Origin of the sequence: Mesorhizobium sp. M0239 (assembly GCF_040321815.1) — a bacterium.
Lineage (GTDB): Bacteria > Pseudomonadota > Alphaproteobacteria > Rhizobiales > Rhizobiaceae > Mesorhizobium.
On sequence record NZ_JAMYSG010000020.1, the window covers coordinates 1 to 12096 of the forward strand.

Here is a 12096-nt window from a genome sequence, read left to right on the forward strand (position 1 = left end):
CAACTTCGCTCGTAAGGACGACCTTAAGAGCGCAGCCTCGCTACCGTGCCATGCTCGCGCAAGGCGGCCCTCGCCGGAGGCGTACAAGCGAGCGGCTTGATAGAAAAGCTTGATGCACGGGCAATAAGATAGCCTGAAGAGCTTTGGGGCGCCGACGCAACGTCTCCCTCAGCCCACTCTTTTCCCGCGCTTGCCCTTCCCGCTCCTCGCCTCCACCGCCTTGTCCACCTGCCGCTTCAGCTCGTCCTTGATATCCACCGTCTCGTTCATCAAGGCGTCGATCTTCAGGAAATCGAGCACGCAGTATTTCGACACCGCCGGGCGAACCAGGATGTCGAGCGGCACTGCTTCAGCTTGTTGGCGATGATCGACTGCATCATCAATTGGGTGGCGCCGTCAGGCCGGCTGAGGTCAATGCGTGTCTCGGGCATTAGCCGAAAACGACAAGGCGCCGCGATATTTCTCAAGAGCCTGTCGCAAAGCGCCCGCGCAATCCGTCCTCTGACCGAAGAAGGAGAGCGCCATGCCAAAACTCATCGTCACCGAATTCATCCGCGTCGATGGCATTGCTGAGGTCGAGAAGCTGCCCAGCGTGACCTGGAACGACGAGATGAACAGGTTCAAGGAGGACGAGCTTGCCGACAGCGGCGCCATGCTTTTGGGGCGCACGACTTATGAGATCTTTGCCGGCTCCTGGCCCACGGAAACCGGAGATTTTGCCGACCGGTTCAACGCGCTGCCGAAATATGTCGCCTCGACCAGCCTGAAGGCGCTCGACTGGAAGCCTGCCGAATTGCTGAAAGGGCCTCTGCCGGAAGCGGTCAGGACGCTGAAGCAAGGCAGCGGCGGCAACATCTACGTGCATGGCAGCCTCAGCGTCGCGCAGGAATTGCTGCGCCACGGCCTGGTCGACCGCGTCAGGCTGCTCAGCTATCCAGGCACCGTCGGTCAGGGCAAGCCGCTATTCCCAATCGGTGAGCCGGTGACGCTCGACCTGATTTCCGCAAAGCCGTTTAGCAACGGCGTGGTGGCGCTAGAGTATGCGCCGATGACGGCTAAGTCATAAGACGGTTGGGCTCTCTCCTCTCAGGTGAAGGAAAGATGCACTTCACCCGACCTGCTTCCTCCGCCTCCCCTTGATGGCGGCGCTATTCCTCGCCTCAACCACCTTCTCCACCTGCCGCTTCAGCTCGTCCTTGATATCCGCCGTCTCGTTCATCAAGGCGTCGATCTTCAAAAAATCGAGCACCCGGTATTTCGACACCGCCGGGCGGACCAGGATGTCGGGGCGGCATTGCTTCAGCTTGTTGGCGGTGATCGACTGCATCATCAATTGCGTGGCGCCGAACATCAGGTCGACGGAGGTCGGGTGCTTGCGGTCGACTTCCTCCGGTGCGCCGACGACGTCGACGCCGATGATGATGTCGGCATCGTTTTCGATCAGGTCGAACGGCACGGGGTTGTAGATGCCGCCGTCGATCAGCAGCCTGCCGTCGCGCGTCACCGGGCGGAACACGGCGGGGATGGCCGCCGAGGCCGCCAGCGCCGAGTGCAGGTCGCCGTCTTCGAAGACAGCGAGCTTGTGGCCGAAATAGTCGGTCGCCGTCACCTTGAGCGGGATTTTCAGCTCGGCGAAGGTTTCGGGAATGGCCTCGGGCAGAAAGGCTTTCAGGATGCGCTCGACGTTGAACTGGCTGACGCGGACCTGCATGGCTTCGGCGATCGTGCCCGGCCGCGCCCGCCACATGCGGCTCGCCACTTGGGCGCGGCGGCCGAGGATCGAGCGGGCATAGTCGTGGATGTCCTTGCCGGTCATGCCCGATGCCATGCCGGCGCCCATGATGGCGCCGATCGACGAGCCGGCAATCGCCACCGGCTTGATGCCCAACTCGTCCAGCGCCTCGATGACATGGATATGCGCCAGCCCGCGCGCGCCGCCGCCGCCGAAGGCGATGCCGAAGGTCGGGCTCATCCCTTGCCGGCTCCGGCCAATTTCGGGCCGATGACCATGATGGTCGGCTCGGCGGTCAGCAGTTTCTTCGCCGCCGCCTTGACCTGATCGAGCGTCACCGCGTTGATGTAGCCGGCGCGGCGCTGCATGTAGTCGATGCCGAGATCGTCGAGCTGCAGTTCGACCAGCGTCGAGGCGATGGCGCTGGAGGAGTCCAGATTGTTGATGGCGTAGGCGCCGATCATGTATTTCTTGGTCGCCGCCAGCTCCGCCTCGGTCGGGCCTTCTTCGGCCAGCTGATTGACGACGTCGCGGACGATGCCCAGCGTCTCGGCCGCGCGGTCGGAGCGGGTGCCGGTGCTGACGATCAGCGCGTTGGCGTGGTCCTGGTTGATCAGCGAGGAGTTGACGCTGTAGGCCAGCCCGCGCTTCTCGCGCACTTCCTGGAACAGGCGTGAGGTGAAGGTGCCGCCGCCGAGGATCTCGTTCATCAGCACGGCGGGGAAGAAATCCGCCGCCTTGCGCTTCACGCCGGGAAAAGCGAGCTGCAGGGAGGTCTGCGGCAGGTCGTAGTCAACCTCGATATGCTGCGCCAGCTTCGGGTCGATATCGGCCACCGGCCTCAGCGCCTGGTTTTGCGGCAGGTCGCCGAACACCATGTCGAGCTTCTTCTTCAGCGTCTCCGCGTCGATGGCGCCGACCACGGCGACACGCAGGCCGCCGCGGGCGAACACCGCTTTGTGCAGGGCTTTGAGATCATCGGGCGTGATGGTGGCGATGCTTTCCTTGGTGCCCTGATCGGAGCGGGAATAGGGATGATCGCCATAGAGGGCACGCGCCCATTTGTTCTGCGCCACCGTGTCGGGATCATTCTCGCCGGCAATGATGCCGGAAAGGATCTGGGCGCGGATGCGGTCGATCGGCAGCTGGTCGAAGCGCGGCTCGTTGACCGCCAGCCGCAACAGGTCGAAGGCCTGGTCGCGCTGCTCGGCCAGCATGCGCATGGAGCCGTAGATGCCGTCGCGGCTCTCGTCGAAGCTCATCTCGGCGCCGGCATCGTCGAGCTTGATCTGGAAGTCTTCACTGTCGAGCGGTCCGGCGCCTTCGTCGAACAGGCCGGTCATCAGATTGGCCAGCCCTTCCTTGCCGACCGGATCCTGCGTCGAGCCGCCGCCGAAGACAAAGCGGATGGCGACGACCGGCACGGAATAGTCCTCGACCAGCCAGGCGGTGATGCCCTTTGGCGAGGTGACGGACTGGATGTCCATGGCCCGCGCGGTGAGTGCCGGCAGGATGAGGAAGAGGACGGAGAGGAAGAGGGTGGTGAGGGGTGCGCGTACCGCGTTCGTGCTCTTCATCATCAATTCCCCGCCTGTTGCTGCGGCAAGAGATAGCCGGTGGTCGACCGGGCGAGCACCAGGTAGCGCGCGGCGACGGCCTTGACCTCATCTGTCGTGACCTTGCGGATGCGGTCCGTCCACTGCTGGACGTCCTGCACATTGCCGCCGGTGGCCAGCGTCGACCCGTAAATGTTGGCCATGGAATCCTGCTTGTCGCGGGCAAAAATCATCGACCTGACATAGCGGTCCTTGGCCTTCTCCAACTCCGATGGCGTGACGCCATCCCGGACGATGCGCACCACTTCGGCATCGACCGCCGCTTCGACGTCGGAAATCTTGGCATCGCCGCGCGGCGCGCCGTAGACGGTGAAGTTGGTGTCGTCGAGCATGGTGCCCTGGAAAAAGGCGCCGGCGCTGGATGCGATACCTTGCTGGACGACGAGCGCCTGGTAGAGCCGGCTGCGATTGCCGCCGCCAAGGATCTCCGCCAAGAGGTCGAGCGCTTCCGCCTCGCCCGGCTTGCCGGTGTGATAGGACGGCACCACCCATTGGGTGGAAAAGCTCGGCACGCTGACGCGGGCATCGGCGAGCGTCACCGTGCGCTTGGTGTTCTGCTCCGGCTCGACCGGACGGATGCGCGGCGGCAGATCGGGGCCGCGCGCCACCTTGCCATAGGTCTTTTCGGCCAGCGCCCGCACCGTGTCCGGTTCGACATCGCCGGCGACGATCAGCACCGCGTTGTTGGGCCGGTAATATTTGTCATAGAAGGCAACAGCGTCGGCGCGGTTCAGCTGCTGCATCTCCTGCATCCAGCCGATGACCGGGATGCGATAGGGCTGGTTCTGCCACAGCGTCGCATCGACCTCCTCGTCCAGCACGGCCTCGGGGCTGTTGTCGATGCGCGAGCGGCGCTCCTCGAGGATGACATCGCGCTCGGTCTTGATCACATCGTCGGTGAGAATGAGATTGCGCATGCGATCGGCCTCGAAGCTCATCATCAGCTCGAGCGCCGACGGCGCCACCGTTTCGTGGAAGGCGGTGTAGTCGTAAGAGGTGAAGGCGTTGTTGGAGCCGCCGATATCGGAGATGGCGCGGTCGAACTCGCCGGCCGCATGGTTGGTCGTCGCCTTGAACATCAGATGTTCGAAGAAATGCGCAATGCCGGATTTGCCGGGCGGCTCGTCGGCGCTGCCGATCTTGTACCAGACCATGTGGGTGACGATCGGCGCACGGTGGTCGGGAATGACGACCACCTCCATGCCGTTGTCGAGCAGGAAATCCGTGACCTTGAACTCGGCCGGAACCGTGTTGGGCAAGACGGGGCTCTCGGCCAGCACCGGGCTGGTCATGACAAAAGCCAAAGAGGTCGCCAACAGCGTTCCCCGCAGCCATTCAATCCTGGATGTCATCAACGGCTCCGGTTTCGTAGAGCGGTTCATCGTTTCACGGAAACGTTGAACCGCTCTATCTCTTTGTTTTGTCGCAATTCTGGGCGGAAAACCGCTTCACACTTTTCCTGGAATTGCTTTGGCGGACGATAGGCAAGGTGCTGGCGACAAGCAAAGTGAATTGTTGGTCATGTTGCCGGCAAAGGCGGCGGCAAAGAGGCCGGCTCATGGATGCACGGCCAAGGATACGAGGCGTATCAGACCGCCTCGACAAAGCGGATGACGGTCTCGCCATAGTTGCGCTCGTCCAGCACGGAAAAGCCGGGGCCCGGCTCGAACGGCGCCACTGCCGCCTCCTCGACCACGCACAGCGCGCCGGGGCGAAGCCAGCCGCCGGCTTTCGCCGACTGCAAGGCGCGCTCGCCAAGACCCTTGCCATAGGGCGGGTCGGCAAAGACGAGGCCGAACGGCGCCAGCGTGCCCGCTTCGCCAAGGCCGGTGGCATCGCGGCGGAAGATCTTGGTGCGGCCGGTCAGGCCGAAGGCCTCGACATTGTCGCGGATCAGGCCACGGCCTTCGGCCGATTCCTCGATGAAGACGCCATAGGAGGCACCGCGCGACAGCGCCTCAAGCCCCAGCGCACCGGTGCCGGCGAACAGGTCGAGCACGCGCGCACCGTCCAACTGCGCGGCAAAGCGATGCGCCAGCACGTTGAAGACCGCCTCGCGGGTGCGATCGGTCGTCGGACGGATGGCGCTCGAACGGGGCGTCGCCAGCGGACGCCCGCGAAACTCACCACCGACGATTCTCATCTCGCTTTGGGGCCTCGGGGACCATTGCGCGGACGCTCACCGCCGCCGGCCCCCCCCGGACGTTCGCCTCTCGGCTTGCCGAACGGCTTGGCACCGGCCGGTTTGCCATAGGTCGGCTTGAACGATGCCTTGCGCGCCTTTGCTTCAGCGGCCTTGGCTGCGTCTGCATCGGCCCTGCCCTTGCCGATCGGCCGCGCGCCCGGCGCCATCCAGACATTGGCCTTGCGCTGGCCGGGCGGCTCGATCGGCCGCTGCTCGCGCTCGGACTTTTTGCCACCACCCGGCTTGCCGCCAAAAGCACCACGCGGCTTGTCGCCGAAGCCGCCGCGCGGTTTGTCGCCAAAACTGCCGCGCGGCTTGTCGCCAAAGCTGCGTTCGGGACGCGGGCCGCGTTCGCCAAAACCCTTCTCCGCGCTTCTGTCGGGACTTGTCGACAGTTTGCCCAGAGCCTCGTCGCGGCTGCCTTCGCGGCGTTTGCGGTTCTTGATCAGACCGCCCTCCCCGATCGGGCGGCGCTCACCGTCACGGGTGAATTTCGGCCGCTCCGGCTCCGGCTCGCGAACTTCGGTGCGCCGCACCGGCTTGTTGGAAAACGGCTTGGTGACATCGGCGTCGAAATTGGCGCCGGATTCCTCGACCAGGCGCTCGCCGAGTTGGTCACGCAGCACGCGCCCCTTGATCTCCAGCACATGGCCCTCGGCGAGGTCATCGAGCTGGAACGGCCCGTAGGAGATGCGGATCAGCCGCGTCACGTCGAGGCCGAGCGAACCCAGAATGTTCCTGACTTCGCGGTTCTTGCCCTCGCGCAGACCGATCGTCAGCCAGGCATTGGTGCCTTGCTCACGGTCGAGCGTCGCTTCGATGGCACCGTAGAACACGCCGTCGACGGCAATGCCTTCACGGAGGCCGGCAAGCGCGCTTTCCTCGACCTTGCCGTGGACGCGCACGCGGTAGCGGCGCAGCCAGCCGGTGGCCGGCAGTTCGAGCACGCGCGAGAGGCCGCCATCATTGGTGAGCAGCAGCAGGCCTTCGGTGTTGATGTCGAGCCGGCCGATGGTCATCAGCCGCGGCAATTCAGCCGGCAGCACGTCGAAGACGGTCTTGCGGCCCTCGGGATCGCGGTTGGTGGTGACGACGCCGGCCGGCTTGTGGAACAGGAACAGCCGGGTGCGCTCGATCGGCGGGATTTCCATGCCGTCGAGATGGATGATGTCATCAGGCATGACGTTGAAGGCCGGTGAAGTCAGGGCGCGGCCATTGACCTTGACGCGGCCGGCGGCGATCAGCTCCTCGGCATCGCGGCGCGAGGCCAGGCCGGCGCGGGCCAACCGCTTGGCGATGCGCTCGCCTGCCTCTTCCGCGCCCTCGGCGGGACGCGGGCGTGGCTTGAAGCTGCCGCCTGCCGCGCCTTGCGGCCGATCGTTGAAATCCCGCTTCGGCCGGTCGCCGAAATCACGCTTGGGGCGGTCGGCGAAGTCACGCTTCGGGCGATCGCCAGCGTCGCGCGGCGCGCGGTCACTGAAATCACGCTTGGGACGGTCGAAACGCTTTTCGCCGCCCGCTGCCGCCGCAGCCGGTCGGTCGCCCCGCGGTGCATAGGGCTTGCGCGGCCCCTCGCGCTTTTCATAGGGCTTGCGCTCGCCTTCGGCGGCCACCGGGCGATCGCCGCGCGGTGCGTAGGGCTTGCGTGGTCCTTCGCGCTTCTCATACGGTTTGCGCTCACCCTCGGCGGCCATCGGGCGGTCGCCGCGCGGTGCGTAGGGCTTGCGCGGCCCTTCGCGCTTCTCAAAAGGCTTCCCTTCGGGTCGCGGGCCTTTGCTGAAAGGCTTGTCGCCGCCCTTGAAATCGCGCTTCGGCCGCTCGCCATCGGCGGCCATCGGCCGATCGCCACGCGGTGCGTAAGGCTTCTTGGCGCCAAAGGACGGCTTGCCGCCCTTGCCAGCGGCGCCATCACGGCTGCGCGGTCCCGCGGCTTTCGGCCCACTCTTGGCCGGACCCTTCCTGGGTCGGAATTTCTTGTCGTTGTCGTCCATGTGGCCTTTATCCGTTTGCGCTGCTACAGCGTGGCGCATCCTTTCGGGCGCGCAACGAACGCTGTAGCACTTTTGATGTGGCGCATGATCATTTTCGAAAACCGAGTCCCGATTTTCGAGGTCCTGCGCTCAATAACAGGATCACCGTCAGGTGGCGAGGAGATAATCAGAGTGGAAATCGCGTGAAGCGGCCCGATTTCATGGCGCTGGCGCTGAAGGAGGCCGAGGCTGCCGCCTTGCGAGGCGAAGTGCCGGTCGGCGCCGTCATCGCCAACGGCGCTGGTGTTGTCGCCAGCGCCGGCAACCGCACACGCGAACTTGCCGACCCGACCGCGCATGCCGAGATGCTGGTCATCCGCGAAGCTTGCCGCAAACTGTCGGCCGAACGGCTGACCGGCCATGATCTCTATGTGACGCTGGAACCTTGCGCCATGTGCGCCGGCGCCATTTCCTTCGCCCGGCTGCGCCGGCTTTATTTCGGTGCCGCCGACGACAAGGGCGGCGCGGTGGTCAATGGCGTGCGCTTCTTCGCATCGCCAACCTGCCACCACAGGCCCGACATCTATCCAGGCATGGGCGAGACCGAGGCGGCCTTGTTGCTCAAAGGATTTTTCCGGGAACGGCGCGGCTGAGCCGGGCGCCCTTCGGCAAGAAATAAGAAAGAAGCGGTTTTTACAGGGACGGCATCCAGTCGAACCAGCCGCTGCCCTTCTTGCCTTCCGCCTCTTTCTTGAGACGGCGTTCCTTCTTGTACTCGTCCTCGCCAAGCTCGTTCTGCGGCGCCGTGCCGGCCGCGACACGATACTGCACTGGAGGCTCGCTCAGATATTTGCGGGTGTTCGGATCGCCCTGCTTGCTGTCGGCAAGGCGGCGCTGGATCTCGGCGGCGCGACCCTTGTCGGAATCGGCCGGTGTCCATGCCGGCGGGTGGCTCGAGCCTGATTCCGCCATTGCCCTCTTCACCGAGGCCGGATCGGTCTGCACGTCGTCGACGATCTCCGACTGGTAAGCCGGGTCGTTCTGATGGGCGGTGGCGTCGGCGCGCAGGCGGGCGCGGCGCTGCTCGGGCGATTCGGGCCATTCGGCGCTCGCCGTCTCGATGCTGTCCTGCGGGGCCGGCAGCGCTTCCTTCTGGCCTGGCGCCGGCTTCACAAGCGTCGGACGCGGCTTGTAGTCGATCTGTTCCTTGCGCTTCGGCGCGAATGAAAAGGCACCTGAAATATCGCCGGCCAGCTGTTCGCCGGCGGTCTTGTCGGTGCCGTAGGTCGGAGAGCCCATGCAGCCGGACAAAGCGAGGCCCGACGCGACAAGCGGCGCCAGCAGCGCCAAGCGCGCATTATATCTCTCGGTCATGCCAAAAAGTCCCACTCTAGACAGCCTCTCGATTGCCGCCGGCCTTGTGGCCGGTCCCCATCGTCCAAGCACTTGCGACGGAAATCCGGCGACAATTTGTCTTCCGGAGTTTCGCGTGTTTACCTCAACCACTCGTTAAGGGCAACGCGCGGGCGGTTTTCGCCCGCCCGGCGTGGCATTTGTGCACCGATCCAGCCGACTAACCGTTAAAGTCGGCCAAGCGTCTTCAATTCATGCAGCACCGCCGCATCCCTAGCCGAAACATCCGGGAATTCCGGATCCTGGCCGACATCGGCGGTGTAGCGCCAGGAGCGTGCACATTTTAACAGGCCACGATCCTCGGCCTTCTCGACCACCACGGCGACACCCTTGACGTCGTCGATCGCGAAGGCACCAGCCGGTGCCTCGCCATGAGCGATGACCAGATCGCTGGTGATCGCCATCTCGGCCATGTCGACATCTGAAATCGCCGCTTCGAGCGCTGCGTCGTTGATTGTGACGACCGGCACCGCTTCCAGCGACGATCCGATCACCTTCTGGGCGCGCGCGATCTCCAGCGCGCCGGTGACGACGCGCCGCACTTGCCGCACCTGGCGCCACTTTTCCGCCAGCGCCTCGTTCTTCCAGTCCGCCGGGATTTGCGGGAACTGGTCGAGATGCACAGAGACGGCGTCGGGATGACGGTCAAGCCAGGCCTCCTCCATGGTGAAAGGCAGCATCGGCGCCAGCCATTTCACCAGGCAATCGAAGAGATGGCGCACCACCTGCACCGAAGCCTTGCGCTTCAGGCTCGTCGGCGCGTCGCAGTAGAGCGCGTCCTTGCGGATGTCGAAATAGAACGCCGACAGCTCGACCACCATGAAATCGAGCAGCATGCGGGTGATGCGCTTGAATTCGAAGGCGTCGTAGCCCGAACGCACGACCTCATCGAGCTCGGCCAGCCGGTGCAGCATCAGCCGCTCCAGCTCCGGCATTTTCTCCATCGGCACCTCTTCGCCATCGTCATGGGCAAGCGTACCCAGCATCCAGCGGATGGTGTTGCGCAGTTTGCGGTAGGCGTCGATGTTGGTCTGCAGCACGTTCTTGCCGAGCCGCTGGTCCTCCCAGTAGTCGGTCGTCACCACCCACAGACGCAGGATATCGGCGCCCGACTGCTTGATGACGTCCTGCGGCACCACGGTGTTGCCCAGCGACTTTGACATCTTGCGGCCATCCTCGTCCATGGTGAAACCATGGGTGACGACGGTGTCGTAAGGCGCCCTGCCCCTGGTGCCGCAGCTCTCCAGCAGCGACGAATGGAACCAGCCGCGATGCTGGTCGGAGCCTTCGAGATAGACGTCGGCCGGCCATTTCAGGTCAGGACGATCCTCCAGCGTGAAGGCATGCGTCGAGCCCGAATCGAACCAGACGTCGAGGATGTCCATCACCTGCTTCCACTTCGAAGCGTCGTGATTGCCAAGGAAACGCTCCTTGGCATCAGCCGCGAACCAGGCGTCGGCGCCCTCCTTCTCGAAGGCGTCCATGATGCGCTGGTTGACCGCTTCGTCCTTCAGCACATTGCCGTCGGCATCGGCGAAGACGGCGATCGGCACGCCCCAGGCGCGCTGGCGCGACAGCACCCAGTCCGGGCGCTCCTCGATCATGGCGCGGATGCGGTTCTGGCCGGCGGCGGGCACGAAGCGGGTGTCGTCGATGGCCTTGAGCGCCCGGCTGCGCAACGTCGAGCCATCGCCGAGGTCCTTGTCCATGTAGACGAACCATTGCGGCGTGTTGCGGAAGATGATCGGTTTCTTGGACCGCCAGGAGTGAGGGTAGCTGTGCTTCAGCCGGCCACGCGCGAACAGCGCGTTGCGTTTGATCAACTCGTCGATGACGGCCTGGTTGGCGTTGCCCTTCTTGCCATTGTCATCGATGACGCGTGCCGGTCCACCCTCGCGGTCGGGGCCGAACCCCGGCGCGTCCTTGGTGAAGAAGCCGCCATCGTCGACGGTGAACGGGATGGCGGGATCGATGCCGCGTGTGCGCAGATCCACCGCCGCATCCATCCAGGCGTCAAAGTCCTCGCGGCCGTGACCGGGCGCGGTGTGGACGAAGCCGGTGCCGGCATCGTCGGTGACATGGTCGCCGACGAGCATGGGCACATCGAAATGATACCCTCCGTTTAACGCAAAAAACGGATGATCTAACGTTACGTTGGCAAGTTCCTCGCTTGTCACGGTGCGAAGTCGCTTAAAATTCACCTTGGCTTTGGCTGCGCTTTCATCGGCAAGCGCGTCGGCAAAGACCAGCTTCTCACCGGGCTGAGGGCCAAAGTCATTTTCGGCTGCCACGATCTCGTAAAGTCCGTAGGCAATGCGTGGCGAATAGGCTACCGCCCGGTTACCCGGGATCGTCCAAGGCGTTGTCGTCCAGATGACAACTGAAGCATGGGACAAACTGTGCGGCGGCTTTACGACAATTTTCCTGCCAGTTCGCTCACCACCTTCGTCCTCGACGTGTAAAATCGTATCCCCATCAGCAGACTGGATCGGAAACTTCACCCAGATCGTGTCGCTCTCATAGTCGTGGTACTCGATCTCGGCCTCGGCCAGCGCCGTACGCTCGACCACGCTCCACATCACCGGCTTGGAGCCGCGGTAGAGCTGGCCCGACATGGCGAATTTCAACAGCTCGCCGGCGATGCGCGACTCGGCATGGAAAGCCATCGTCGTATAGGGATTCTCGAAGTCGCCGATGACGCCGAGGCGCTGGAACTCGGCCCCCTGCACCGTGATCCAACCTGCGGCGAACTCACGGCATTCCTTGCGGAATTCGTTGACCGGCACCTCGTCCTTGTTCTTGCCCTTGGCGCGGTACTGCTCCTCGATCTTCCATTCGATCGGCAGGCCGTGACAGTCCCAGCCGGGCACATAGTTCGAGTCGTAACCGCGCATCTGGAACGAGCGGGTGATGACGTCCTTGAGGATCTTGTTCAGCGCATGGCCGATATGGATGTTGCCGTTGGCGTAGGGCGGGCCGTCATGCAGCACGTATTTCGTGCGGCCGGCAGCGCTCTCGCGCAGCTTGCGGTAGAGGTCCATGTCCTGCCAGCGCTTGACCAGCAGCGGCTCCTTCTCCGGCAAGCCGGCACGCATCGGGAAATCCGTCCGCGGCAGGTAAAGCGTCTTGGAATAGTCGATCGTTTCAGTTGTATCGGTCATTGGTCTGCCATGTGCATTG

Annotated in this window: 9 protein-coding genes and 1 pseudogene; 2 read left to right on the forward strand and 8 right to left on the reverse strand. The window is 64.1% G+C overall.

The window, feature by feature from the left end:
- Nucleotides 1-168: 168 nt before the first annotated feature.
- Nucleotides 169-398 (reverse strand): annotated as a pseudogene (locus NKI99_RS21000) (patatin-like phospholipase family protein); the annotation flags it as partial.
- 125 nt (nt 399-523) lie between these two features.
- Here NKI99_RS21000 and NKI99_RS21005 point away from each other — a divergent pair.
- Nucleotides 524-1066 (forward strand): dihydrofolate reductase family protein, encoded by a 543-nt coding sequence (locus NKI99_RS21005; RefSeq protein ID WP_352611815.1) that lies wholly within the window; start codon nt 524-526, stop codon nt 1064-1066.
- A gap of 42 nt (nt 1067-1108) precedes the next feature.
- On the opposite strand, the gene NKI99_RS21010 is transcribed toward NKI99_RS21005, so the two are convergent.
- The 5 genes from NKI99_RS21010 to NKI99_RS21030 form a co-directional block, all read right to left on the reverse strand.
- Nucleotides 1109-1972, reverse strand: coding sequence for a patatin-like phospholipase family protein (locus NKI99_RS21010; RefSeq protein WP_352611816.1), 864 nt, complete (start codon nt 1970-1972; stop codon nt 1109-1111).
- Nucleotides 1969-3312, reverse strand: coding sequence for a M16 family metallopeptidase (locus NKI99_RS21015; protein WP_502905549.1), 1344 nt, complete (start codon nt 3310-3312; stop codon nt 1969-1971). Before NKI99_RS21015 ends, NKI99_RS21010 begins: the two co-directional genes overlap by 4 nt.
- Nucleotides 3312-4700, reverse strand: coding sequence for a M16 family metallopeptidase (locus NKI99_RS21020; RefSeq protein WP_352611817.1), 1389 nt, complete (start codon nt 4698-4700; stop codon nt 3312-3314). The genes NKI99_RS21015 and NKI99_RS21020 overlap by 1 nt, the downstream gene beginning before the upstream one ends.
- A gap of 236 nt (nt 4701-4936) precedes the next feature.
- Nucleotides 4937-5491 carry a 16S rRNA (guanine(966)-N(2))-methyltransferase RsmD gene (gene rsmD / locus NKI99_RS21025; RefSeq protein WP_023813546.1) on the reverse strand — a complete coding sequence of 185 codons (555 nt, stop codon included), beginning with the start codon at nt 5489-5491 and terminating at the stop codon, nt 4937-4939.
- Entirely contained in the window at nt 5488-7524 is a 2037-nt protein-coding gene (locus tag NKI99_RS21030) for a pseudouridine synthase (protein ID WP_352611818.1), read from the reverse strand. The genes rsmD and NKI99_RS21030 overlap by 4 nt, the downstream gene beginning before the upstream one ends.
- Before the next feature lie 182 nt (nt 7525-7706).
- On the opposite strand from NKI99_RS21030, the gene NKI99_RS21035 reads away from it, so the two are divergent.
- Entirely contained in the window at nt 7707-8156 is a 450-nt protein-coding gene (locus tag NKI99_RS21035; protein ID WP_023813544.1) for a nucleoside deaminase, read from the forward strand.
- 40 nt (nt 8157-8196) lie between these two features.
- On the opposite strand, the gene NKI99_RS21040 is transcribed toward NKI99_RS21035, so the two are convergent.
- Nucleotides 8197-8877 (reverse strand): hypothetical protein, encoded by a 681-nt coding sequence (locus tag NKI99_RS21040; RefSeq protein WP_023813543.1) that lies wholly within the window; start codon nt 8875-8877, stop codon nt 8197-8199.
- A 206-nt stretch (nt 8878-9083) separates the two neighbouring features.
- Nucleotides 9084-12077, reverse strand: coding sequence for an isoleucine--tRNA ligase (ileS, locus tag NKI99_RS21045; protein ID WP_352611819.1), 2994 nt, complete (start codon nt 12075-12077; stop codon nt 9084-9086).
- Between the last annotated feature and the right edge of the window lie 19 nt (nt 12078-12096).